The organism is Accumulibacter sp. (assembly GCF_023806635.1).
In the GTDB taxonomy this organism is placed as follows: domain Bacteria; phylum Pseudomonadota; class Gammaproteobacteria; order Burkholderiales; family Rhodocyclaceae; genus Accumulibacter.
Genome location: NZ_JAMTDQ010000021.1, coordinates 1 through 25,258, shown reverse-complemented (window position 1 = coordinate 25,258; position 25,258 = coordinate 1). Strand labels below are relative to the sequence as shown.

22 protein-coding genes are annotated in these 25,258 nt (G+C 66.2%); 2 read left to right on the top strand and 20 right to left on the bottom strand.

Features of this window, described 5'->3' with window-relative positions; translation table 11 throughout:
• Positions 1-44: 44 nt before the first annotated feature.
• From clpX to tig, 3 genes are all read right to left on the bottom strand, one after another.
• Positions 45-1,319, bottom strand: coding sequence for an ATP-dependent Clp protease ATP-binding subunit ClpX (gene clpX / locus NFW30_RS03500; protein ID WP_295350914.1), 1,275 nt, complete (start codon positions 1,317-1,319; stop codon positions 45-47).
• A 48-nt stretch (positions 1,320-1,367) separates the two neighbouring features.
• On the bottom strand, positions 1,368-2,000 hold the full coding sequence (gene clpP, locus NFW30_RS03495; protein WP_295350912.1) for an ATP-dependent Clp endopeptidase proteolytic subunit ClpP: 633 nt from the start codon (positions 1,998-2,000) through the stop codon (positions 1,368-1,370).
• A 173-nt stretch (positions 2,001-2,173) separates the two neighbouring features.
• Positions 2,174-3,493, bottom strand: coding sequence for a trigger factor (gene tig, locus NFW30_RS03490; RefSeq protein WP_295350909.1), 1,320 nt, complete (start codon positions 3,491-3,493; stop codon positions 2,174-2,176).
• A gap of 497 nt (positions 3,494-3,990) precedes the next feature.
• Between tig and arsS the strand changes: the two genes are divergently transcribed.
• Together arsS and NFW30_RS03480 are read left to right on the top strand one after the other, a co-directional pair.
• Positions 3,991-4,989, top strand: coding sequence for an arsenosugar biosynthesis radical SAM (seleno)protein ArsS (arsS, locus tag NFW30_RS03485; RefSeq protein ID WP_295350906.1), 999 nt, complete (start codon positions 3,991-3,993; stop codon positions 4,987-4,989).
• Positions 4,990-5,036: 47 nt separating this feature from the next.
• Positions 5,037-5,735 carry a haloacid dehalogenase type II gene (locus NFW30_RS03480; protein WP_295350903.1) on the top strand — a complete coding sequence of 233 codons (699 nt, stop codon included), beginning with the start codon at positions 5,037-5,039 and terminating at the stop codon, positions 5,733-5,735.
• An 85-nt stretch (positions 5,736-5,820) separates the two neighbouring features.
• On the opposite strand, the gene NFW30_RS03475 is transcribed toward NFW30_RS03480, so the two are convergent.
• From NFW30_RS03475 to NFW30_RS03395, 17 genes are all read right to left on the bottom strand, one after another.
• On the bottom strand, positions 5,821-7,152 hold the full coding sequence (locus NFW30_RS03475) for a TolC family outer membrane protein (RefSeq protein ID WP_295350901.1): 1,332 nt from the start codon (positions 7,150-7,152) through the stop codon (positions 5,821-5,823).
• Positions 7,153-7,157: 5 nt separating this feature from the next.
• Positions 7,158-8,543, bottom strand: a complete 1,386-nt coding sequence (locus NFW30_RS03470) for an HlyD family type I secretion periplasmic adaptor subunit (RefSeq protein WP_295371766.1) — start codon at positions 8,541-8,543, stop codon at positions 7,158-7,160.
• Between the two features lie 16 nt (positions 8,544-8,559).
• The gene (locus NFW30_RS03465) at positions 8,560-10,335 is read right to left on the bottom strand and encodes a type I secretion system permease/ATPase (protein WP_295350896.1); all 1,776 of its coding nucleotides are present in this window, start codon (positions 10,333-10,335) and stop codon (positions 8,560-8,562) included.
• A 312-nt stretch (positions 10,336-10,647) separates the two neighbouring features.
• Positions 10,648-10,878, bottom strand: a complete 231-nt coding sequence (locus NFW30_RS03460) for a hypothetical protein (protein WP_295350893.1) — start codon at positions 10,876-10,878, stop codon at positions 10,648-10,650.
• 130 nt (positions 10,879-11,008) lie between these two features.
• Positions 11,009-11,869 carry an amino acid ABC transporter substrate-binding protein gene (locus tag NFW30_RS03455; protein WP_295350891.1) on the bottom strand — a complete coding sequence of 287 codons (861 nt, stop codon included), beginning with the start codon at positions 11,867-11,869 and terminating at the stop codon, positions 11,009-11,011.
• Positions 11,870-12,028: 159 nt separating this feature from the next.
• A complete protein-coding gene (locus NFW30_RS03450) occupies positions 12,029-12,814 on the bottom strand; it encodes a 3'-5' exonuclease (protein ID WP_295350888.1) in 786 nt (261 codons plus the stop codon).
• Positions 12,815-12,823: 9 nt separating this feature from the next.
• Positions 12,824-13,723, bottom strand: coding sequence for a cysteine synthase CysM (gene cysM, locus NFW30_RS03445; RefSeq protein WP_295350884.1), 900 nt, complete (start codon positions 13,721-13,723; stop codon positions 12,824-12,826).
• Positions 13,716-14,720 (bottom strand): ADP-glyceromanno-heptose 6-epimerase, encoded by a 1,005-nt coding sequence (gene rfaD / locus NFW30_RS03440; protein WP_295350881.1) that lies wholly within the window; start codon positions 14,718-14,720, stop codon positions 13,716-13,718. The genes cysM and rfaD overlap by 8 nt, the downstream gene beginning before the upstream one ends.
• Positions 14,721-14,739: 19 nt before the next feature.
• Positions 14,740-15,672, bottom strand: coding sequence for a D-glycero-beta-D-manno-heptose-7-phosphate kinase (gene rfaE1 / locus NFW30_RS03435; RefSeq protein ID WP_295350878.1), 933 nt, complete (start codon positions 15,670-15,672; stop codon positions 14,740-14,742).
• Positions 15,673-15,754: 82 nt separating this feature from the next.
• Entirely contained in the window at positions 15,755-16,924 is a 1,170-nt protein-coding gene (gene lapB, locus NFW30_RS03430) for a lipopolysaccharide assembly protein LapB (RefSeq protein WP_295350876.1), read from the bottom strand.
• A 168-nt stretch (positions 16,925-17,092) separates the two neighbouring features.
• A complete protein-coding gene (locus tag NFW30_RS03425; protein ID WP_295350873.1) occupies positions 17,093-17,380 on the bottom strand; it encodes an integration host factor subunit beta in 288 nt (95 codons plus the stop codon).
• Positions 17,381-17,389: 9 nt separating this feature from the next.
• Positions 17,390-19,087, bottom strand: coding sequence for a 30S ribosomal protein S1 (rpsA, locus tag NFW30_RS03420; RefSeq protein ID WP_295350871.1), 1,698 nt, complete (start codon positions 19,085-19,087; stop codon positions 17,390-17,392).
• 192 nt (positions 19,088-19,279) lie between these two features.
• Positions 19,280-21,238 carry a bifunctional 3-phosphoshikimate 1-carboxyvinyltransferase/cytidylate kinase gene (locus NFW30_RS03415; protein WP_295350869.1) on the bottom strand — a complete coding sequence of 653 codons (1,959 nt, stop codon included), beginning with the start codon at positions 21,236-21,238 and terminating at the stop codon, positions 19,280-19,282.
• Positions 21,235-22,122: a prephenate dehydrogenase/arogenate dehydrogenase family protein gene (locus tag NFW30_RS03410; protein WP_295350866.1), complete on the bottom strand. Its 888-nt coding sequence runs from the start codon at positions 22,120-22,122 to the stop codon at positions 21,235-21,237. Before NFW30_RS03410 ends, NFW30_RS03415 begins: the two co-directional genes overlap by 4 nt.
• A gap of 22 nt (positions 22,123-22,144) precedes the next feature.
• On the bottom strand, positions 22,145-23,233 hold the full coding sequence (gene hisC, locus NFW30_RS03405; RefSeq protein WP_295350918.1) for a histidinol-phosphate transaminase: 1,089 nt from the start codon (positions 23,231-23,233) through the stop codon (positions 22,145-22,147).
• 75 nt (positions 23,234-23,308) lie between these two features.
• Positions 23,309-24,400 (bottom strand): prephenate dehydratase, encoded by a 1,092-nt coding sequence (gene pheA / locus NFW30_RS03400; RefSeq protein ID WP_295350864.1) that lies wholly within the window; start codon positions 24,398-24,400, stop codon positions 23,309-23,311.
• Between the two features lie 52 nt (positions 24,401-24,452).
• A partial coding sequence (locus tag NFW30_RS03395; protein WP_295371764.1) for a DNA gyrase C-terminal beta-propeller domain-containing protein occupies positions 24,453-25,258 on the bottom strand: 806 nt, incomplete at its 5' end.

The following is a 25,258-nucleotide window of genomic DNA, read 5'->3' as shown; positions in this document are numbered from 1 at the left end:
GGCAAGAACCCGGATTTCAAGCCGCAGCAGAAACGGCCAGGACGTCAGTTGCCGCCGGACACCTTTGGCTGATCCGCGTAGATCAGCAGTGGCTTGGCATCACCGACGATCACCCCCTCGTCGATGACGACTTCCGAGACATTCTCCATGCCGGGAAGTTCGTACATCGTGTCGAGCAGGATCCCCTCGAGGATCGAGCGCAAACCCCGTGCTCCGGTCTTCCGCTCGAGCGCCTTGCGAGCGATCGCCATCATCGCTGCCGGCCGGATCTCGAGCGCGACGCCCTCCATGGCGAACAGCTTCTGGTACTGCTTCACCAGTGCGTTCTTCGGTTCGACGAGGATTTCCACCAGCGCCGCAGCCGACAATTCCTCAAGAGTGGCAATCACCGGCAGCCGTCCGATGAGCTCGGGGATCAGACCGAACTTGATCAGGTCCTCGGGCTCCACTGTACGCAGGACCTCGCCGATCGCACGCTTGTTGTCCTTGCTGCGGACCTCGGCGCCAAAGCCGATGCCACCTCGCTCGGAACGATTGCGAATCACCTTGTCGAGGCCATCGAAAGCGCCACCGCAGACAAACAGGATGTTCGTCGTGTCGACCTGCACGAAGTCCTGGTTGGGATGCTTGCGTCCGCCCTGCGGCGGTACCGAGGCGATCGTCCCTTCGATCAACTTCAGCAACGCCTGCTGCACGCCTTCGCCCGACACGTCGCGCGTGATCGACGGATTGTCCGACTTGCGCGAGATCTTGTCGATCTCGTCGATGTAGACGATGCCGCGCTGCGCCTTTTCGGTATCGTAGTCGGCCTTCTGCAGCAGTTTCTGGATGATGTTCTCGACATCCTCGCCGACGTAGCCGGCTTCGGTCAGGGTCGTCGCATCCGCCATCACGAAGGGCACGTCGAGCATGCGGGCGAGCGTCTGTGCCAGCAGGGTCTTGCCCGAGCCGGTCGGGCCGATGAGCAGGATGTTGCTCTTGGCCAGCTCGATCTCGTCGCTCGTCTTGCTGAAGTGCCGCAGCCGCTTGTAGTGATTGTAGACGGCCACCGACAGGATGCGCTTCGCCTGGTCCTGCCCGATCACGTACTGGTCGAGAAGCGCCGAGATCTCCCGTGGTGTCGGCAGTTCCACCTTTCCGCCCTTGCCACCACCCTGGTCCGCGGCGATCTCGTCGCGCACGATGTCGTTGCACAGCTCGATGCACTCGTCGCAGATGAAGACCGATGGCCCGGCGATCAGCTTCTTGACCTCGTGCTGACTCTTGCCGCAGAACGAGCAGTAGAGGAGTTTCTCGGTACCACTTTTCTTTTCCGACATGTCGTCCACCTCACAATCGAGCCCGACCGGAGCTGCCCGGATGCACCCTCAGAGCGCCGCCTGCCGATTGGCCAGTACCTTGTCGATCAAGCCGTATTCTGCCGCTTCCTGCGCCGAAAGGAAATTGTCGCGATCGGTATCGCGCTCGATCCGGTCGATCGCCTGACCCGTGTGCCGTGCCATGAGTTCGTTGAGCTTGGCGCGCAGCGACAGGATCTCCTTGGCATGAATCGCAATATCCGAAGCCTGTCCCTGAAATCCGCCCATCGGCTGGTGAATCATCACCCGTGAGTTCGGCAGGGCAAAGCGCTTGCCGGCAGCACCCGCAGCCAGCAGGAAGGCGCCCATCGAACACGCCTGTCCCATGCACAGGGTCGACACGTCGGGCTTGATGAACTGCATCGTGTCGTAGATCGACAGCCCGGCCGACACCGCACCACCCGGCGAGTTGATGTAGAAGTGAACGTCCTTGTCCGGGTTCTCGGCCTCGAGAAACAGGAGTTGGGCGACCACCAGATTCGCCGTCACGTCATTGACGGGGCCAACGAGAAAGATCACGCGCTCCTTCAGGAGGCGCGAGTAGATGTCGTAGGCCCGCTCGCCACGACCGCTTTGTTCGATCACCATCGGCACCAAGCCAAGTGCCTGCGGATCCCAACCGCCCGCGTCGTCAATTCCCATTTCGTTTCCCTTGTTACCCTGAAAACCGCTGCTGCGACTCACGACGCCCCTGCACCACCCCGACTCGAGGAGTGCCAGGGGTCGAGGAAGAGGACGCCGCGGCCCATGGGCGCGCCGGCACCGCCCGCAGCGCCGCCACCGCTGCTTTACCGCCAGCTACGTCGACTCCCGCGTCAGGCTTGTTGCCCCATCAGCTCGGCGAAGGCCACCGGCTTGTCGCTCACCTTCACCCGCTGCAGGACCCAGTCGACCACGTTCGCCTCAATGGCCGCACCTTCGAAGTCGCTCAGGCGCTCGGCCTTGGCATAGTACCAGCGAACGACCTCCTGCGGATTGTCGTAGCTTTGCGCTGCATCCTCCACCAGTTCCCGCACTTGCGCCGGCTGTGCCCGCAGGTCGTTGAGCTTGACGATTTCCGAAAGGATGAGGCCAATCGATACGCGCCGCCTGGCCTGGTCGCTGAACCACTCCGGTCGCATCGGCAGGTCCTTGACCTTCATGCCGCGCTGCTCCATGTCCTGGCGTGCCACCTGCATCAGCCGCTCGACCTCCTTCTGGATCAACGCCTCCGGGACCTGCAACGGGTTGGCCTGCAACAGCACGTCCATCACCTGTGCGGTGATCCGGCCCTGCAGACGTTTCTTCACCTCGCGCCTGAGGTTGGCCTCGATCTCGTCCCGCATCTGCGTCAGATTCCCGTCCTCGACACCCAGAGCACGGGCAAAATCGCCGTCGAGCTCCGGCAGCACCGGTTCACAGACCTCCTTGAGCACGATGTCGAAGATCACCGACTGGCCGGCCAGATCCTTCGAGAAGTACTCGGCCGGAAAGGTCATGTCGAACGACTTGGCTTCTCCGGCACGCGTGCCGATCACCGCATTCTCGAAGTCGGACAGCATCTTTCCCTCCCCGAGAACGAAGCGGTAGTCCTGTCCCTGCCCGCCGGCAAACGGCTCGCCATCCTTTTTGCCGAGGAAGTCGATGGTGACACGGTCCGCCAGAGCCGCCGCACGATCCACCGGCTCGTAGTGCACGCGCTGCTTGCGCAGAATCTCGAGTGTGCTGTCGATCTCCTCCGCACCGACCTCGAGCACCGGCCGTTCGACTTCGATGCCAGCCAGGTCACTCAGCGTGATGTCCGGGTACACCTCGAAGGTCGCCGAGAAGTCCATGTGCGTCGTGCTGCCGCTGTCGCTGGCCTCGATCTTCGGTGCGCCAGCGACGCGCAAGTTCTGCACCCTGACCGCCTCGCCGAACAGACGCCCCAACGCCTCCTGCAGAGCGTCCATGCGTGCCTGATCGCCGTACTGTTGCCTGACGATGCTGGCCGGCACCTTGCCCGGGCGGAAGCCCGGCAGTTTCATGTTCTTGCCCAGGCGCCGCAGGCGCTGGTCGACATCCTGCTCGAGTTCGGCTATCGCCACCGACAGTTCGAGGCGGCGCTCAAGCGCACTTGCAGCGGGTGCAACAGGGTTAGCAGCGTTAGTTTCCATTCAGAATCCTTGTGATACAGGCTGAAACGTGGTCCAGAGCGGAGACCGCTGCGAACCACCCCAGGCGTCTCCAGACAGTGCCGCGCGGGCAGCCGATGTGAGCGCCGACCGAATCGCCAGACTGCCGCCCGCGAGCGAGACCGGCAACGCGGCGCCAGACGCGGCCCCGGACGGCATCGGGAGCAGCCGGCCCACCCGCAGCCAGCCTTCCTGCCGCCTCGGCGTACGCGGAAAGCGAGCGATTCTACAGTATTATTGGGCGCCTCGAAACCTGCCTTGTGTGGCACCCTTGTCTGGCAAGAGCTCGCTGACCCTCAGCCCGAAGCGGTTCGAACGCCAGCCGGCATCCGCGGGTGTTGCGCGCAGCCGACGTCGCGCTCGGCCGACGGTCCGGCTGCAGACGGCCAGCGTCTGCCGCCGTGTGCGCGACGACGATCAGGTGTAAGGAAAGGCACGCCCGCGGCGACAGAAGCGCGGACATTCATGGAGAACGACCGATGCACGCCACCTTGCCCCTGCTCTCGGCCACCACCTTCCCGGCGATCGTTCGCCGCTCGGTCGACATCCTGCAGGTCAATCTCGGCTACCGCTGCAACCAGAGTTGTCTCCACTGCCACGTCAATGCCGGTCCGCAGCGGCGCGAGGAGATGACCGCCGAGACGGTCGACGCCGTCGTTGCCTTCCTCTCGGCCAGCCCGGGAGTCACGACGCTCGACCTGACGGGCGGAGCGCCCGAACTCAATCCACATTTCCGGCGGCTGGCTGTTGCCGGCCGCGAGCGGGGCTTGCGCGTGATCGATCGCTGCAACCTCACCATCCTCGACGAACCCGGGCAAGAGGATCTGGGAGAATTCCTTGCGGCGCACCAGATCGAGGTGGTCGCCTCGTTGCCCTGCTACATCGAGGACAACGTAGACCGGCAGCGCGGCAAGGGCAGCTTTGCCGGCAGCATCCGCGGGTTGCAGCGGCTGAACGCCCTCGGCTACGGCATGGCCGATAGCGGGCTGCAACTCAACCTGGTCTTCAATCCACAGGGACCATCGCTGCCACCACCGCAGGCAGCGCTCACGGCAGCCTACCGGGAACATCTCGGGCATGAGTTCGGCATCGCATTCAACCAGCTTTTCACCCTGGCGAACATGCCGATCCAGCGCTTCGGCTCCGTTCTCGTCTCGCGGGGTCAGTTCAACGACTACCTGCAGCTGCTGCGGGCAGCGCATCGCAAGGAAAACCTCGAGCACGTGATGTGCCGCAACCTCCTGTCGGTCGATTGGCAAGGTTATCTCCACGACTGCGACTTCAATCAGCAACTCGGCCTGCCGATCAGCAGAAGGGGCACTTCGCGCTGGCACATCAGCGAAATCGACGCCGTGGCGCTCGAGGGACATGGCATCCGTGTCGCCGAACACTGTTTCGGTTGCACAGCCGGGCAGGGATCGGGTTGCGGCGGCGCTCTCGGCCACAAGCCCGCACCAGCGCCGACCTGCGGTACCTGAACCGCCGACCTGACCAGACCGTGGCACCCCGAGCGGAGCACAGAACAATGAGAGACGGACGACTCACCGGCATCGAAGCGTGTGTCTTCGACGCTTACGGAACGCTTTTCGACTTCAACGGCGCCGCGCGCGCCGTCAGCGGCGAACTGGGTGCCGACTGGCAGAAGCTGTCCGAGATCTGGCGGCAGAAGCAGTTGCAATACACTTGGTTGCGCGGACTGGCTGGCCGACATGCCGACTTCTGGCAGGTGACCGGCGAGGCGCTCGACTATGCGTTGAGCACGCTCGGCCTCGAACGGCCCGGCCTGCACGCGCGCCTGCTCGACCTCTACCTGCAACTTGGGTGTTATGCCGACGTGCCGGCCACGCTGCAGCAGCTGCGCGCACGCGGGATGCGACTGGCCATCCTCTCCAACGGCACACCGGCGATGCTCGCCGCGGTCGTCCGCAACAGCAGGCTCGACGAGTTCTTTGACGCCGTCCTGTCAGTCGAGGAGGTGGGCGTCTTCAAGCCGCACCCGGCGGTGTATCGCCTGGCTCCGGAACGACTGCAACTCGCCCCAGAGGCCATCTGCTTCCTTTCCGCGAATGCCTGGGATGCCTGGTGCGCCAAGGCCAGCGGCCTCCGCGTCGTCTGGTGCAACCGCTTTGCGCAGGCGGCGGAACGGCTGCCGGCCACCCCCGACGGAGAAATCAGCGATCTCACCCAGCTACCGAGCATCGTCTGCCCGCCACCTTCGTCCTAGCGCGATGGGCGCCAGCCGCATCCGGGCAGACGGCCAGGCACGCCAACCGGCGGCTTCGCGACGACTTCACCGCCGCCCACCGCGATCACTCGGGCGGCAACAGGAGACTGGCGACCTCCTGCAGATCCTTCTCCGACAGAACACCCGCCGCCGCCCTCAGCTGCAGCAGGCTGAGCAGGTACTCGTAGCGCGCCTGCGCGAGGTCACGCCTGGCAACGAACATCACCCGTTCGGCATTGAGCACATCGACGTTGCTCCTGATGCCGCCGCGCATGCCGCGCAGCGTTCCCTCGACGGCGACCACACTGGCATCGACGGCTTTCTGATAGGCGGCGATCTTGCTGCCACCAGTCTCGACGGCCATGAACTGCTTTCTGACTTCGATCAGCACCTCGTTCACGGCGGCATCCAACTCGGCCTGAGCGCGCGCGCGGTTGGCGACGGCCTGCCCGGTCAGCGCATCGACCCGGCCGCCGGCGAACAACGGGATGTTGAGCTGCACGCCGACCGAATTGATGACGTTCTTCTGATCGACGGTGGACAGCGATTCGCCTTGCGTGCGCGACGAACGGGCGACGAAGTCGAGTTGTGGATAATGACCCGCCCGATTGCGATCGACCTCAAGGCTGGCGAACTCGAATGACTTCCGCCGTGCACGAATCTCCGGGCTGCTCTCCTCGGCCAGCGCCGACCACTGGTCGAGACTGACTGCCTGGACGGCGCTCGGCGCGAAATCCCGGCGCAGGGGCCAGAGTGGAGCCATCGCTTTGCCGGTCATGCTTTCCAGCCTGAGGTTGGCCACCGAGAGCCGATCGATGGCATCGGCGCGACCAGCGCGAGCGAGCTGCAGCCTCGATTCGGCCTCGGCCACCTCGGTCACCGTTCCCTCACCGCCCTTTCGCCGACGCTCTGAAGTCTCGCGATCGGCACGATAGGCGGCGATCTCGGCGTCACTCAGGGCCAGCCTCTCGAGCGAGAACAGCACCTCGAAATAGGCTGACGCCAGCCTGACGGCGAACTCAGCCTCCTTGCGATCGAAGACGGCATCGCTGAACGCAGCCTGCACCCCCCCCTGGCGATTGCGGACGATACTGTCGTAGTTGAACAACGGCTGCCGCAAGGCGATCGCGCTCGCCTCCTCGCGGTAGTCGAGATCCTCGGTCGGGCTGCCCGCGCGGGTGAAATAGGTCCGCTCGCCCCTGTTTCTCGAATAGGCACCGGTGATGCCGACGTTCGGCAGCAAGCCGGCCCGGCCGATGGCAATCGCATACTGCCCGGCGTCACGCTCGTAGCGTGCGGCGCGGAACGACGGATCGTTCTGCCGCGCCGCCTGATAGGCATCCATCAGGCCGGCCGCCAGTACCCCGGACGACCAGAGTGCCAGCGCGCAACCCACCAGCCCGACTGCCCCCCGCACCCTCCTCACTCCTCGGTCAGTGCCGTCTTCATGCGATCGAGGATGGGCTTGAACAGGTAGTTCAGCATCGTCCGTTCGCCGGTCTTGATGAAAACCTCCGCGGGCATCCCGGCCTTGATCTCGTAGTGCTTGAGCTTCTTCATCCCATCTTCGGTGACGACCACCTGGCCCCGGTAGAAGGGTGGTACCCTGCCCTGCGGGTCGGTGGTGGCATCGGCCGCCACCTGCACGAAGTTGCCCGGAATCTGCGGCGTCGTGCGCTGGTTGAAGGCGGGAAAGGTGATGTCGACCGGCGAACCGATGCGCACCTTGTCGATCAGGGTCGTCGGAATCTGGACATCGATGCGCAGCGGCTCATTTCGCGGCACCACGTCCATCAGCGGCGTCCCCGGCGCCAGCACCCCGCCAACCGTGTGCACGCTCAGGCCGACGACGATTCCCTCTGCCGGCGCACGGATATCCGTGTTGGCCAGTTCGAAGGCCAGCCCGGCGAGGCGGCTGTCGAGCGATGTCACCTCCTTTTGCACCTCCGCCAGGCCGGTCTCGACGTCCTTGTCGTATTCCTGTTGGCGCGCGCTCATGCGCATCCGGACTTCGGCAATGCTCTGCTGTGTCCGCCCGAGATTGCCGATGTCCTCGGAAATGGCACCACTCAGCTGTGCCTGCAGGCGTTCCTGTTCGGACAGGCGATTGCGCGGCAGGTAGCCTTCGGCGGCCAGGTCACGCAGGCCCTTGAGCTCATCGAGCAGCAGCTTGCTCTGCTCTTCCTTGGCCCGTCGCGTCGCCTCGAGACCTTTCGCCGACGACTGCAGCCCGGCAAGCATGCTGCGCATCGCCCCTAGTTCCGCTTGCAGCGCCGCCTGGCGGGAACGCAGCAACTGTGCCTGCACCACCATCGCGCTCGTCGCCCGCGGATCATCCCTTGCCTGCAGCAGTTCGTCGGCAAAGACGATTTCCGACTTGCCCTGCGCCTCCGCCAGGAGCCTCGCTTCGGCCGCCTTGGCCACGAACCATTGACTGCGCGCCACCTCGTACTGCGAGCTCGCCAGAGTCGGGTCGAGACGCACGAGTACCTGCCCGCTCTGCACCTCGTCCCCGTCCTTGACCAGAATCGCCTCGATCTTGCCTGCACCGAGGTTCTGTACCGTCTTGCGGTTACCAGTCACGACGACCTGGCCACCGGCCGGCACCCCCTGGTCGAGAGGCGCCAGGGCCGCCCACAGCATGAAGCCGCCGAAACCGATGGCGAGAACCAGCCAGCCGAAGCGCGAGGCCCGGCCATGGTCGATATCGACCGACGCCGGCCGCTGTCCGCCGGCGTCGGCGACTTCGCTGACGTCGGTGATGTCCGCGTCGGACGCCTTGCTGCGCTCAAACATCCTGATCGACATCTCCCTGTCGGCTCCCTCAGGCGCCAAAGCGCGGCGTCGCCGGTGTGTTCGCGGCAACCGCCACCGCTGCCGGCCGAGCGGCGCCACCCTGACGCTCGGCGCCGGTCGGGTTCCCCGCGCGCAATGCCGCCAGAACCTGATCACGTGGCCCGTGCAGCTTCACCGTCCCTTCGTGCATCACCAGAATGCTGTCGGCGACGGCCAGCGTGCTCATGCGGTGCGTGATGATCACCACGGTACGCTTGGCTGCCTTCAGGCGCCGCAGCGTCTCCGCCAGCGCCGCTTCACCCTGGTCGTCCAGATTCGAATTCGGCTCGTCGAGGACGATCAGCGCCGGGTCGCCGTAGAGCGCCCTGGCCAGCCCGATCCGCTGCTTCTGCCCACCCGAAAGGGCGTTGCCGCCGTCGCCCAACGGCGTGTCGTAGCCCATCGGCAGCATCAGCACCAGGTCATGGACACCGGCAGCCTGCGCCGCCGCCAGGATCTTCTCGGAGTCGAGGTCGCCGAAACGGGCGATGTTCTCGGCGACAGTCCCGTCGAACAACTCGATGTCCTGCGGCAGATAACCGAGATGACGGCCCAACTCGTCCTTGTTCCACTTGAAGACCTCGGCACCATCAAGCCGTACGGAGCCGGCCAGCGGTGGCCAGACGCCAACCAGCAGGCGCGCGAGAGTCGACTTCCCGGAAGCACTCGGACCGATCACCGCCACGACCTCGCCCGCTTTCAGGCTGAAGCTGACGTTCTTCAGGATCAGTGCCCGGCTGCCGGGAGCCGCGGTCGCCGCATTCTCCACCAGTACGACCCCCTCGGGTCGCGGCAGCGGCATGCCGGCAACGCGCGCCGGATAGACCTGCAGCAGTTCGGCCAGGCGCCCGTAGGCCGCGCGTGCCGACACGAGCTGTTTCCAGTTGGCAATCAGCACCTCGACCGGCGCCAGCGCACGGCCGATGATGATCGAGCCGGCGATCATCATGCCGGGCGTGATCTCACCCTCGATCGCCAGCAACGCTCCATAACCGAGCGCCAGCGACTGCATCGAAATGCGCACGAAACGGGTGATGGCGTTGAGCACGCCCGCACGATCGCTGGCAACCGCCTGCTGCATCAGGAATTTTTGGTGCAGCTTGAACCAGCGGCTGCGGATCGCCGGCAGCATTCCCATCGCCTCGATGACCTCGGCGTTGCGCAGATTGTTGTTGGCCTGCGCATTGGCGGCCATCGCCAGCTTCTGGGCCTCGCCCAGAGGCCCGGCCGAAACCCGTTCATTGATGACAGCCAGGATGACCAGCAGCAGCACGCCGATCAGCGCAAAGATACCGAGCTGCACGTGCAGCATGTAGATCACCAGGACGTAGATCGGCATCCACGGCGCATCGGTCAGGGCAATCAGGCCGGCACCCGTCAGCGTCTGTCGCATGGAAGCGAGGTCGCTCAGTGCCTGCGCCGGATTCTGGCCCGCCTGGCGCAGATTGCGCTCGAAGGTCGCATCGAAGACACGCGAGTTGATGTCGAGATCGAGACGCGCACCGACCCGAACCAGCACCATCGACCTGATCCACTCGAGCAGCGACATCAGTCCGAACAGACCAAGCGTGATCAGCGTCAACATCAGCAGCGTCGTGACGTTTCGGCTGCCGAGCGCACGATCATAGATCTGCAGCATGTAGATCGCCGGCGTCAGCATCAGCAGGTTGATGAAGAAGCTGAAGCTGCCGACGGTCAGGAACGCCCGGCGGAAGGACAGCAGCACCTCGGCAAGCTCGCTGCGCTGCTGTGCTGGCCTACTCATCGCCTCCATTCCCTGATAACACTCGGCATCTCCTTGCCTGTCCGAACCTCAACTGCCACTGGCAAGCAGCGCCCACGGCGCCCTGGCCAGGAACCTGCGCTGCGCCAGGGGGCAATGATGACACAATCGCCATTCGACAGCCAGCCCTGCAGCGGCAGGCGCTTCGCCCGTCGGGCCGTCCGTTCCGCCGAACGGGTCGCACGGCAGCGCATCTGTACCCGCCACGCGGCGCATGCATCCTTGCCAGGGATCGGCATCTCGACTGACAGGACAACGCATGCATGCAAGCTGCGCTCTCAGCGACCGAACCGGCTACCGGTCGCGGAAGAGACCAGCGCCGCCCGTCCTGCCGCGTCCGCTGAGCACCACGAGCAACAGGAAGCAGCCGGCGACCAGCGCCGCCATCCCGCCCTGCAACAAGGTCAGCAGCTCGAAGCCTGCGAGATGGTGCTTTCCCGCCAGACGCGTCGCCACCGCAACGACGCACGCCAGCAGACCGCCGCTGCCAACCGCACGTCCAAGCCAGATCAGAAGAGCTTCCATTTGCAACCCCCATTTCTACAAGAATGTGGCAGCCGGTCGGTACCCGAACGCCCGCAGACCCGAGATCCCGGGCCCTCCTTCGGACCGCGGCACCCTCCGGCTCGGGGGCTGCATCCTGAAGGGCGCCAGGCTACTCCGGCAGACCGTTCAGATAATACAGGTTGTCCAGCCGCGCGCCCGGTTTGGCAAGATGGCCAAACCACCGATCGTAAATGTCGTAGATCTCGCGGCTGCGCGACAGCCGTGCCAGCACCGAGTTCACCACCAGGCGAAAATCGGCGTCGTTGCGCCGCGTCATCAGCGCATAGGGCTCATAGGAGAGGGTCTCGGGACCAATCGTCCAGTCGGTCTGGCTGCCCGAATCGAGCGCCAGACCGATCAGCAGCGCGCGGTCCGAGGCATAGGCGTCTGCCCTGCCCTGCAAGAGCGCGGCCAGCCCGTGCTGGTGGTCGCTGACCAGGACCAGTTCCGCGCTGATGCGATGCTGCGCCAGCGCAGCGGCGAGCATCCGCTCGCTCGTCGTTCCGCCGGCGACGGCGATCTTCCTCCCGGCCAGATCCTCGAGGCGCCTGATTCCCGCCGCACGCCGCGAGAGATACGCAGCGCCATCGACGAAGATCGGCAGACTGAAGTCCACCTCCTGCATGCGCGACAGGGACGCCGTCGTCGAACCGCATTCGAGGTCGATCTCGCCGGACTTCAGTTTCGTGATCCGCGTCTCCGGCGTCACCGCAACCCAGAGCAACTGCAGTTCATCGAGACCCAATTGCCGGGCTACCGCGGCGGCGACACGCGTGCACAGGTCCACCGAGTAGCCCCAGGGCTGGTTGTCGTTGCCGGTGTACGAGAAGGGGATCGACGAGTCCCGGTAACCGAGCGCGATGGTCCGGCTCGCCTTGATCTTGTCCAGAGTCCCCGCCGCCTGCACCAGCGGCGTCAGCGACAGGAACAGGCTCGCCACGAGCCAGCGCCACGAGTGATGCAGCCGCATCGGATTCCTCCCGAAAACGCAACAATAAGAGAAAGGAAGCACCTCGAGTGTGACGATTCACACACGCCAACCACGAGCGCGAGATGAGACCGGCGCCGCCTTGCCGGGAGTGCCCCCCCCTGATCCGCATCACTACCGCTGCAGACAGCTGCACCCTCGCTAGGTCCACGCAGCGAGGAACTCGCGCCAGTGCAGCTTGTCAAGTCGCTGGACGGCAGCGCGCACGCACACCTGCTCCTGCTCGTATTCACCGGCGGAGATCTCGCCGCGCATCAAGCGAAAGCGGACTCCGACGAGATAGGTATTGACCGCGTCGGTCTCGCAGTAGTCGCGAATCTCGGCACAGCGACCTTCCTGCCATGCCTGCCACACCTTGCTGCCATCCATCCCGAGCTTGCCGGGGAAGCCGATAAGCCTCGCCAGTTCGTCCAACGGGACGGCGGCACGCGGCTGATAGAGTGCCAGAAGGTCCATCAGATCAAGGTGACGGGTGTGATAGCGGCTGATGTAGTTGTTCCACTTGAAATCGCGACTGTCGGCGTGATCACCATCGCCGAGGTCCCAATAGCGAGGAGCGACCAGCCCGTGAATCAGCCCCCGATAGTGCAGTACGGGTAGGTCGAAGCCACCTCCATTCCAGGACAACAGTTGCGGCGTGAACTTCTCCACGCCGTCGAAGAAACGCTGGATGATCTCCGCCTCGCCCAGTTCGGGTGCGGCCAGCGACCAGACACGGAAATCCCTGCCCGAACGCAGCGCACAGGAAATCACCACCACCCGCTGCAGGTGCAAGGGCAGGAAGTCGTTGCCGGTCGCCGCCCGCCGCCGCTGGAACGCGAGTTCGGCGACTTCCTCGTCGGACAGGCCCGGATCGAGCAGGTGCAAGCGGCGCAGGCCCGCGACGTCCGGAACCGTCTCGATGTCGAAGGCGAGAACCGGTTTCATCGACCGCCTTCAGGCCGGGAAGACGCCGGTCGACAGGTAGCGGTCACCACGGTCGCAGACGATGCTGACGATCGTTGCATTCTCGACTTCAGCCGCCAGCCGCAGGGCAACGGTGAGCGCACCACCCGAGGAGATGCCGGCGAAGATGCCCTCCTCGCGCGCCAGGCGGCGGGTCATCTCTTCCGCTGCGTCCTGTGACACCGACTCGACACGATCAACCCGCGTGCGGTCGAAGATCTTCGGCAGGTAGGCCTCCGGCCACTTGCGGATCCCGGGGATCTGCGAACCGTCCTCCGGCTGGCAGCCGACGATGCAGATCGCCGGGCTCCGTTCCTTGAGATAACGCGAGACGCCCATGATCGTCCCGGTGGTTCCCATGCTGCTGACGAAATGGGTGATGTCGCCGGCCGTCTGCCGCCACAGTTCCGGGCCGGTGCCCTCATAGTGCGCCAGCGGATTGTCGGGATTGGCAAACTGGTCGAGGATGATGCCGCGACCGTCCCTTTGCATGCCCTCGGCAATGTCGCGCGCCAGTTCCATACCGCCATCGCGCGGCGTCAGCACCAGTTCGGCGCCAAAGGCACGCATCGTCTGCCGCCGCTCGACGCTCTGGTTCTCGGGCATCACCAACAACATCCGGTAGCCGCGCGCGGCGGCCACCATTGCCAGCGCGATACCGGTATTGCCCGAGGTCGCCTCGATCAGCGTGTCGCCGGGCCGGATGTCGCCGCGACGTTCGGCGCGCGCGATCATCGACAGCGCCGGACGATCCTTGACCGATCCGGCCGGATTGTTGCCCTCGAGTTTCGCCAGGATGCGGTTGCCGCGCGCTGCGCCAAGCACGCCCGGCAGGCGTTTCAGGATCACCAGTGGCGTACCGCCAACCTGTTCCTCGAGGGTCTCAACCATGTGCATGCAACCAGTCGACATATCGTGCAACGCCCTCGCCGACGTCGGCAAAGTTCGCCTGATAGCCAGCCCGGCGCAACTTCGTCAAATCGGCCTCGGTGAAACTCTGGTAGCGGCCCCTGAGATCCGCCGGAAAAGGGACATATTCGATCAATCCCTGCCCGACCAGTTCCGCCAGCGGCAGCGGATCGTCACCGGCAAGCGCCCGGCAGGCATTGACGTTCGCCACCGCCAACTCGTTGAAGGTCTGCGCGCGCCCCGTACCGACGTTGAAGATACCCGAGCGCTCAGGGTGGTCGAGGAAGAAAAGGTTGACGCGGACGACGTCATCGACGGACACGAAGTCGCGCCGCTGCTCGCCGTCGGCATGACCGTCACAACCGGCGAAGAGCCTGACCTTGCCATCGCTGCGAAACTGGTGGTAGTGGTGGAAGGCCACCGACGCCATTCGCCCCTTGTGCGACTCGCGCGGTCCATAGACGTTGAAGTAGCGAAACCCGACCACCTGCGAGCTCGACGAACCGTTCACGGTCAACCTCTGGCGGACGATCTGGTCGAAGAGGAACTTCGAGTAGCCGTAGACGTTCAGTGGTGCCTCGTGCGCCCGCTCCTCGCTGAAAACCCGGCCGCCGCCGTAGGTTGCCGCGCTCGATGCATAGAGCAACGGCACCTCCTGGTCCAGGCACCAGTCGAGGATGCCGAGCGAGTAGCGGTAGTTGTTCTCCATCATGTAGCGACCATCGCCTTCCATGGTGTCGGAGCATGCGCCCTGATGCAGGATGGCGTCGACGTCGCCGTCGAAATGGCCGGCCAGCAGGCGATCGATGAACTCCTGCTTGTCGAGGTAGTCGGCAATGTCGCAATCGACCAGGTTGCGGAACTTGTCGGCCCGTGTCAGGTTGTCGACGGCAATGATCCGGCGCACGCCGCGCTCGTTCAGCGCCCTGACGAGATTGGCGCCGATGAAGCCGGCAGCGCCGGTGACGATGGTGTACATGGAATCACCTCACTTCACTTCACTTCACCGCGGCCGCCAGCTCGCCGCCCTCGACCACGGCAGTCCCCAGCTTGCCGACGACCAGCCCAGCGGCGACGTTCGCCGCATGCACCGCGTCCGGCCAGCCAGCGCCGCAGGCGAGCATCACTGCCAGGGTGGCGATCACCGTGTCACCGGCACCCGAGACGTCGAAGACTTCCCGCGCCACCGCCTTCTCGTGGATCGGACCCGAGCGGTGGAAGAGCGACATTCCTTCTTCACTGCGCGTCACCAGCAAGGCGTCAAGCTGCAACTGCTCGCGCAAGGCTGTCGCCCTGCGAGCCAGTTCGTCCTCGTCCTGCCAGCGGCCAACGACGGTCCGCAATTCGGCACGGTTCGGCGTCACCACCGTTGCGCCGGCATACTTCGAGAAATCGTCGCCCTTCGGGTCAACCAGAACCTGCTTGCCGGCTGCGTTGGCCAGCCGGATCATCTCGCCGATGTGCGTCAGGCCTCCCTTGCCATAGTCGGAGAGAACAACCGCGTCACAGTCGGCCACCCGGACGGCGAACTCGGCCAGTTTGGCGCGCAGGACCTCGTGCGATGGCCAGGTCTCGAAGTCGATGCGCAACAGCTGCTGCTGGCGGCCGACCACACGCAGCTTGACCGTCGTGCTGATCGCCGGATCGACATGCAGGCTGACGTCGATGCCGCTCGCCGCCAGCAACTGCTGCAGGCTGCGGCCCGCCTCGTCATCGCCGACGACCGACAGCAGCGAGGCGCGCGCCCCCAGCGCGGCGACGTTGCGTGCGACGTTCGCCGCGCCACCCGGCCGCTCTTCGCTGCGGCCGATGCGGACCACGGGCACCGGCGCCTCGGGCGAGATGCGCGCGACATCGCCGAACCAGTAGCGGTCGAGCATGACGTCGCCGACGATCAGCAGGCGCGCCGCCGACAGATCAGGCAGCCGCATCGACGCTCCGAGCGGGCGCAGCCCGATGCCATGCCAGCCCGGCGCCGCGCGCCGCGGGCAAGGATGAATGCAAGGGAGACTCCTAAGGTGTCAGGTCGAACTCTTCGCTGCGCTTTGGAGAATAGGTCTCCCAGCCGCCGCAGGCCGGGCAGCGCCAGTAGAACTGGCGCGCCTTGAAGCCGCAATTATCGCACCGATAGCGCGCCAGGCGGCGCGTATAGGTCTGCACGATGCCTTTCGCCAGTTCGAGGTCGGAACGACTCTCGGCAGTGGCGAGCAATAGTCTCGCCTCGAGAAGCTTGTCGAAGCCCAGCAGCGTCGGGTTCCGCTTCAGCTCGTCACGCACCAGATCGTAGGCGGCCGCCGCTCCATCGCCCTCGAGGACGAGCTGAAAGACCACATCCAGCAGGTCGAGCGACGGGTAGTGCTCGAGATAGCCGCGCAGCAGTCGCAGGCCGGCATCCCGCCGGTCGAGCTTGCGGAAGGCGCCAAGCAGGCGCTGTGCCACCAGAGCCAGGTATGCCGGGTCCTGCTGCTCGATTCGCTGCCAGGACTCGATGGCTGCCTCCCACTGCTCTTCCTGCAACAGCATGTCGCCCCAAAGCAGGCTCGCGCGAACACACTTGCGATTGCGCTCGAGTGCCGTCCGCAGGTAGCCGGCGGCGAGATCGCGGCGCGAACGGATCATCTCGGCTGCCGCCAGCTCGCAATGGTACTCGGCGATTTCCTTGTGCGAGGCGAAATCCGGCAGTTCCGAAGCGATCGCGATCGCCTTCTCCCAATGTTTCTCGAGCTGATAGATCTCGAGCAGGTTGCGCTTCGCCTCTTCGCCAAGCTCGGAGTCACGCAGCTTGTCGAAAACCGCTTCCGCGCGATCGAGCAAGCCTGCCTTGAGATAGTCCTGCCCGAGTTCGGCCAGCGCCTGCAGCTTCAGCTCCTGCTTCAGGTCCTCGCGCTCGATCAGATTCTGGTGCATGCGGATCGCGCGATCGGTTTCGCCGCGCCGGCGGAACAGGCTGCCGAGCGCGAAGTGCAGTTCGATCGTCTGCGGATCGACCTTGACCGCCTCGACGAAAGCCTCGATGGCGCGGTCGGGCTGCGCATTGAGGAGAAAGTTGAGACCCTGGAAGTACGAACGCGGCAGTGCGCGCGACTCGCGCACCAAGTGGCGGATGTCGATCCGTGCCGCCAGCCAGCCGAGGCCGAAGAAGAGCGGGAAGAGCAGCAACTGCCAGTAGTCGAACTCGATCATTGATCAGGCTTTCCAGGTACCAGGCGATGGCTGGCCGGCAGGGGGACATGCGGATCCTGCAGACCCCCTGCCACAAGCGCGTCGATCAGCTCCCACAGACACAGAAACGGGCGGCGACTCCCGTCGCCGCCCGTCACCTGCCACGGCCCGGCGAGCCGGGGCCATGCTTCACTCCGGCGCGGCGTCCACGCGCTCACGCAACTCCTTGCCTGCCTTGAAATGCGGTACCCATTTTTCCGGCACGTCGACCTTTTCGCCAGACTTCGGGTTTCGCCCGACGCGCGGCGGCCGGTAATTGAGGGCAAAGCTGCCGAAACCGCGAATCTCGATCCGGTCACCCCTGCCCAGAGCCTCAGCCATCGCCTCGAGAATCATCTTCACCGACAGGTCGGCGTCCTTGGCAACGAGTTGCGGGAAGCGCCGGGCCAGTTCGGCGATCAGGTCCGACTTGGTCATCCTGCAGCCTTACTGCGGATTGTTCAGCTTCGCCTTGAGCAAGGCACCAAGGTTCGTCGTTCCCGAACTGGCGCTGCTGTCGGCCGAGAACTTCTGCATCGCCTCGTGCTGTTCCGCCTGTTCGCGAGCCCTGATCGAGAGACTGATCGAACGGGTCTTGCGGTCGACGTTGATGATCATCGCCTCGATCCGGTCGCCTTCCTTGTAGACCTTGGTGAGGTCGTCGATGCGCTCGCGCGAGACCTCGGAGGCACGCAGGTAGGCTTCGATGTCGCCTTCGAGCATGACCACGGCGCCACGCGCATCGACCGACTTGATGACGCCACGGGCGATGCTGTTCTTGTCGTGCGTCGCGATGTAGCTGGTGTAGGGATCGCCGTCGAGCTGCTTGATGCCGAGCGAGATGCGCTCCTTGTCGGTATCGATCGCCAGCACCACCGCGTCCACCTCGTCGCCCTTGCGGAAGTTGCGGATCGCTTCCTCACCGGGAATCGACCACGACAGATCCGAGAGGTGAACGAGGCCGTCGATGCCGCCGGGCAGGCCGATGAAGACGCCGAAATCGGTGATCGACTTGATCGCCCCGCGCACCCGGTCGCCCTTCTTGTAGTTCATCGAGAACTCGTCCCACGGATTGGCCGCGCACTGCTTCATGCCGAGCGAGATGCGGCGGCGGTCCTCGTCGATCTCGAGGATCATCACCTCGACCTCGTCGCCGAGCTGGACGACCTTCGACGGGTGGACGTTCTTGTTCGTCCAGTCCATCTCTGAGACATGCACCAGACCCTCGATTCCCTGCTCGATCTCGACGAAGGCGCCGTAGTCGGTCAGGTTGGTCACCTTGCCGAAGAGGCGGGTCGTCGGCGGGTAACGGCGCGAGATGCCGACCCACGGATCCTCGCCGAGCTGCTTGAGGCCAAGCGACACCCGGTTCTTTTCCTGGTCGAACTTGAGAATCTTGGCCTGCACTTCGTCGCCGACCGCCAGCACCTCCGACGGGTGGCGGACACGACGCCACGCGAGATCGGTGATGTGCAGCAGGCCGTCGATGCCGCCGAGGTCGACGAAGGCACCGTAATCGGTGATGTTCTTCACCACGCCCTTGACGACGCTGCCCTCGCGCAGCGCGGCAAGCAGCGCTTCGCGCTCTTCGCCGACGCTCGCCTCGAGGACGGCGCGGCGCGACACCACCACGTTGTTGCGCTTGCGGTCGAGCTTGATGACCTTGAACTCGTAGGTCTTGCCTTCGTATGGCGTCGTGTCCTTGACCGGACGCATGTCGACCAGCGAACCCGGCAGGAAGGCGCGCACGCTGTTGGTCATCACCGTCAGGCCACCCTTGACCTTGCCGGTGATCGTGCCGGTGACCAGGCTGCCGTCGTTGAGTGCCTGCTCGAGGGCGTTCCAGGCGGCGACCCGCTTCGCCCGGTCGCGCGACAGACGGGTCTCGCCGAAGCCGTTCTCGAGTTGCTCGATGGCGACCTGGACGAAATCGCCGACCTTGACCTCGATGGCGCCCTGGTCGTTGAGGAATTCCGCAAGTTCGATATAGCTCTCGGACTTGAGGCCGGCATTGACGACGACGAAGTTCTGGTCGATGCGCACGACTTCCGCCGTGATGACCTCGCCGGGCCGCATCTCCTGGCGACCGAGGCTCTCTTCGAAAAGTTGGGCAAAGCTTTCCTGCATGGTGGGATTGGCTGACATATGGATTGACTGACCTGACCGCATGACTGCGGGGTGAGTTGATGACGATCACCTGCCCTGCCCGTTGCCGCGCCCCCCTGCGACCGCAGGACGGCGCTTCGAACGCATCGGCCGGGAAACCCCCGATCGACCGCGGCCGCAGCAGCGACGCATCTGGCTGGTGACACCTGCTGGCGAACGGCGGCTGCCGTTTCACCCCTTTTCCGGAACCTCGTTGACCCAGTCCAGTACCTGCGCCACCGCCGTTTCGATGGTCAGGTCCGTCGTGTCGAGCGACTCGGCATCCGCACTCGGCAGCATCGGCGCAACGCTGCGCTGGCCATCCCTGGCGTCGCGCTCCCCGAGATCCTGCACGAGATCGCGGATATTAGCAGCGATTCCTTTGTCGATCAACTGCTTAAGACGCCGCTCCGCGCGCTTTTCGAGGCTGGCGGTGAGAAACACCTTGCTCGTCGCATCCGGGAAGACGACCGTGCCCATGTCGCGCCCGTCGGCGACCAGCCCGGGCGGGCGCCGGAATGCCCGCTGCCGGAAGAGAAGTGCGCTGCGCACGGCCGGCAGCGCCGCCACCAGCGACGCCGCGCGCGAGATTTCCTCGCTGCGGATGGCATCGCCGACCTCGTCGCCGGCGAGGCAGATCGATGTCCCGGCAAACTCGACGTCGAGCGTCGCCGCGATTGCCGCCACCGCCGCCTCATCGTCGCCAGCGGCGCCGGCGCGCAGCGCGGCGAGCGCCGTCAAGCGGTAAAGGGCGCCCGAATCGAGATAGTGCCAGCCGAGCGCCTGCGCCACGCGCGCGGCGATCGTTCCCTTGCCCGAGGCCGAGGTGCCATCGACCGCGACCACCGGGACCGGTCGCGTCATCGCCGCGAAGCGCTCGAAATAGTCGGGAAAGGTCTTGCCGACGGTCCGCGGATCGATGATCCGCAGCGGTGCGCCGCGCGCCGCGAGCGACAGGCACATGGCGATGCGGTGATCGTCGTAGGTGTCGATCACCGCCGGCAGCAGCGACTCCATCGCGCCCGGCGGATGGACGCGGATGAAATCCTCGCCGCTGTCGACGCGCACGCCGAGCTTGCCGAGTTCGGTCGCCATCGCGGCGATGCGGTCAGTCTCCTTGACGCGCCAGCTGGCGATGTTGCCGAGCGTCGTCGGCCCGCGCGCGAACAGGGCCACCGTCGCCAGCGTCATCGCCGCGTCCGGAATGTGGTTGCAGTCGAGCTCGATGCCGTGCAGGCTGCCGGCGCCCGGCGCCGCAGCCTCGATCCAGTTCTCGCCGAGGGTGATGCGTGCGCCCATCGCCGCCAGCGCGTCGGCGAAGCGGACATCGCCCTGGATCGAATCGTTCCCCACCCCCTCGACGCGCACCGGTCCGCCGCCGATGGCGCCGAGGGCCAGGAAGTAGGATGCCGACGACGCGTCGCCCTCGACGTGCAGCACCCCGGGCGAGCGATAGACGCTGCCGGCGGCGACGGTGAAGCGCTGCCAGCCGTCGCGCTGCACGGCGACGCCGAAACGCGCCATCGTCGCCAGCGTCATCTCGACGTAGGGCCGCGAGATCAGCTCGCCGACGACCTCGACGGTCGTCTCGACGCCGCGCAGCGGCAGCGCCATCAGCAGTCCGCTGAGGAACTGGCTCGAGACATCGCCGCGCAGGCGGACGACGGCGGTGGTGGAACGCCGCGGCGGCCGGATGAGCAACGGCGGGAAGCCCTCATCCCCCAGGTAGTCGATCTCCGCGCCAAGCTGCCGCAGGCCATCGACGAGATCGGCGATCGGTCGCTCGTGCATGCGCGGCACGCCGGCCAGGCGATAGGTGCCGCCGGCCAGTGCGAGCACCGCCGTCAGCGGCCGGAAGGCGGTGCCGGCATTGCCGAGGAAGAGTTCGGCCGCGCGCACCGGCAGCGCGCCGGCGACGCCGTCGACGACGAATGCACCGTCCCCCGCCGGCTCGATGCCGACGCCCAGCGTGCGCAGTGCGTCGAGCATGCGCGCAGTGTCGTCCGAGGCGAGCAGATCGCGGATCTCGCTGCGCCCACTGGCCAGAGCCGCCAGCAACAGAGCCCGGTTGGAGATGCTCTTCGATCCAGGTAGCCGCAGCGTGCCGGCGGCCGAAACGAACTGTGGCAGGTCGAGGAAAGCGGCGCTCATCGACCGCCCCGGCGCTCGCCCCAATCGCGCCGGGCACGCCGCGCGATGTCGAACACCGCCTCGAGCCGCGCGCCGTCGGCCGCCTGCAGCGACTCGCGCAGGGCGTCGAGCTGCGCGCGGTAGCGATCGAGTTCCTCGAGCAGCGCCAGCCGGTTGGCGAGGCAGATGTCGCGCCACATCTCCGGATGGCTGGCGGCAATGCGCGTGAAATCGCGGAAACCGCTGGCGGCAAAATCGAACAGCAGCTCGCGGTTGTCGCGCCCCGCCAGTTCATGCACCAGAGCGAAGGACAGCAGGTGCGGCAGGTGGCTGACGGCGGCGAAGATGCGGTCGTGCTCGGCGGCAGTCAATTCGCGGGTGATCGCGCCGCAAGACTCCCAGGCAGCGCGGACGCGGGCGATGCTGGCGGCGTCGTTCTCCGGCAGCGGCGTCAGCACCACCTGTCGCTCGCGGTAGAGGTCGGCGCGCGCCGCCGCCGCGCCGCTGTTCTCGGCACCGGCGATCGGATGCGCCGGAACGAACTGGCCGATGCGCCCGCCGAAGTGCTCGCGCGCCGCCGCCACGACATCCTCCTTGGTGCTGCCGGCGTCGCTGACGACGGTCTGCGGGCCGAGACAGGGCGCGATGCGCGCCATGATCTCGCCGCTCATGCCGACCGGCGCTGCGATCAGCACCAGATCGGCACCGTACACCTCCTGGCCGATGTTGAAGCCGACGCGATCGAGAATCCCGAGTCGCAACGCCTGGTTCAGCGAACCCAGGGTACGCCCGAAACCGACCACTTCGCCGACCTGCCCTGCCGCCTTCAGCGCCAGCGCGAACGAACCGCCAATCAGCCCGGCGCCGAAGACCACCACCCGCCCGAACGGCGCCGCGCCGCTCATCGCCGCACCCCGCTACCGGCGGTCACAGCGCCACCTCGAGCGCCGCCAGGAAACGGGCGTTCTCACCCTCGCTGCCGATCGTCACCCGCAGCCAGTCGGGCAGCCCGTAGCCGGCGATCGGCCGCACGATCACCCCCTGCCGCAGCAGCTTGTCGTTCGTCCGTGCCGCATCGGCGAGACGGAAGGTGACGAAGTTGCCGTGCGACGGGATGTGCGTCAGGCCGAGCCGCTTCAGTCCGGCGACGATCTGTTCCATGCCTGACCGGTTCGACGCGTAACTGTCGGCGACGAAGCGGTGGTCGTCGAGTGCCGCCCGTGCCGCGGCCAGCGCCAGGTTGTTGCAGTTGAACGGCTGCCGCACCCGGTTCATCAGGTCGGCGATCTCCGGCGAAGTCAGCGCGTAGCCGATGCGGAGCCCGGCCAGACCGTAGATTTTCGAGAAGGTGCGGGTGATCACGAGATTCGGCAGGTCGGCCAGCCAGCTGGCCGTATCGACGCGTTCGGCCGCTGGCAGGTACTCGTTGTACGCCTCGTCGAGCACCACCACCACGTCGCGTGGCAGCGAGACGATGAAATCGCGCAGGACCGCCGCCGGCAGGAAGGTGCCGGTCGGATTGTTCGGATTGGCGATCCACAGCACCCGCGTGTCCGGCCGGATCGCCGCCCGCATCGCCGCCGGATCATGACCGTAATCGCGCGCGGCGACGGCGATCGGTTCGGCGCCAGCGGCCAGCGTTGCCAGCGGATAGACGGCGAAGGCGTACTGCGCGAAGACCGCCGATCGCCCCGGCGCCAGGAATACCCGCGCGACGAGGTCGAGGACGTCGTTCGAACCGTTGCCGAGGACGATCTGCCCGGCGCCGAGACCGCTGCGCTCGGACAGCGCCTGCAGCAGGGCGAACTGGTCCGGGTAACGCGCCAGATCGTCGACTGCCGCCAACACCGCCGTACGCGCCTTCGGGCTCATGCCGAGCGGGTTCTCGTTCGACGCCAGCTTGACGATCCGGTCGACCGCCAGCCCCATCTCGCGCGCCAGCTCGGTGATCGGCTTGCCCGGCTGGTAGGGGGAAATCGCCCGCACATAGGGCAGGGACTGCTCGCTGAGTGCCATCATCGGTCCTCGATCAAGTGGGCCCGCTGCGCCGGCGGCCGGCGGTCGCCTTGCGGGCGCGGAGCGGGCCGCCGGTCAATAGGCGGCCACCGGGTACGAGCCCAGGAGCTTCAGGTACGGCGCCCGCTGCGCCAGCTCGGCGAGCGCGCGGCGCAGTGACTCGTCGTCGCGGTGACCGTCGAGATCGACGAAGAAGACGTACTCCCACAGCGTGTGCCGCGCCGGCCGCGACTCCAGCCGCGTCATCGACACGCCGGCATCCGCGAAGGGCGCCAGGAGGCCGCTGAGGGCGCCGGTCTGGTTCTGCGCCGACATGATCAGCGACGTCTTGTCGCGCCCCGAACGACCGGCATCGTGCCGCCCGAGGACAGCGAAGCGGGTGGTGTTGTTCGGCTCGTCCTCGATGTTGCTCGCCAGTTCCGGCAGCTGGTAGCGTTCCGCCGCCGCCTGCCCGGCGATCGCCGCCGCGCCGGCCTCGGCCGCCGCCAGTTGCGCCGCCTGCGCGTTGCTGCCGACCGGCACCCGCTGCGCCAGCGGCAGCGAGCGGTTGAGCCACTCGTGGCACTGCGCCAGCGACTGCGCGTGCGAGTACACCTTGTGCACCCCGGCGAGCGCCGTCTCGTTCGACAGCAGATGCTGGTGGATGCGCAGGACGACCTCGCCGCAGATCTTCAGCGGCGTCGTCAGCAGCAGGTCGAGCGTCCGCCCGACGGCACCCTCGGTCGAATTCTCGATCGGCACCACGGCGTAATCGGCGTGCTGCGCCTCGACCTCGCGGAAGACGTCGTCGATCGAGACCTGCGGCAGCAACCGTGCCGCATGCCCGAAATGCTTCACCGCCGCGCTCTCCGAAAAGGTGCCGAGCGGGCCGAGGAAAGCGATGCCGAGCGGCTGCTCGAGCGACAGGCAGGCCGACATCACCTCGCGGAAGAACCACGTCAGGCTCTCGTTCGACAGCGGCCCGGCGTTCATCCCCTGGATCCGCTGCAGCACCTGCGCCTCGCGCTCCGGGCGGTAGATGAAACCCGCCTCGCCGTGCCGCGCCTTGATCTCGCCGACCTGCTGCGCCAGCCGCGCGCGCCGGTTGAGCAGCGCCAGCAGGTCGCCGTCGAGCTCGTCGATCTGCCGCCGGACGAGCGCCAGCTCGCGTTGCAGATCGTCGCTCATGCGCTCGCCCGCGACATCCGTCGGCGGCACGCGGGCGGCAGCGGCCGGCCGATCATTCCGCCGCCGGCGTATCCGGATCCGCCACCGGAGCGTCGGGCGCCGCGGCCTCGGGCGCCGCCGGCTCGCCCGGCGTCCCCTCGTCCTCGCTCTCGACGACCTTCTCGAGCCCGGCGAGCTTCTCGCCGGCGTCGAGCGCGATCAAGGTCACCCCCTGCGTCGCCCGCCCGAGTTCGCGGATCTCGCGCACGCGCGTGCGGATCAGTACGCCGCCGGTGGTGATCAGCATGATCTCGTCGTCGTCGCGAACGAGACGGGCGGCGACGACACGGCCATTGCGCTCGCTGGCGGCGATCGCGATCACCCCCTGCGTGCCGCGGCCCGAATGGCGGAAATCGGCGAGCGCAGTGCGCTTGCCGTAACCGTTCTCGGTCGCCACCAGCACCGTCTGCTGCTCGTTGTCGGCGACCAGCAGCGACAGCACCTGCTGCTGCTCGCCGAGCTTCATGCCGCGGACGCCGCGCGCCGTGCGTCCCATCGGCCGCACGTCCTCCTCGTCGAACCACACCGCCTTGCCGACGTCCGACACCAGTACGACATCCTGCGTGCCGTTGGTGATCTCGGCGCCGATCAGGAAGTCGTCCGCATCGAGCGCGACGGCGATGATGCCGCTGCGCCGCGGGTTCGAGAAATCCGACAGCGGCGTCTTCTTCACCGTCCCCTGCGCCGTGCACATGAAGATGAAGCGGTCGTCGGTGAACTCCTTGACCGGCAGGATGGCGCTGATCTTTTCGCCGTCCTCGAAGGGGAAGAGGTTGACGATCGGCTTGCCGCGGCTGCTGCGCGTCCCCTGCGGCACCT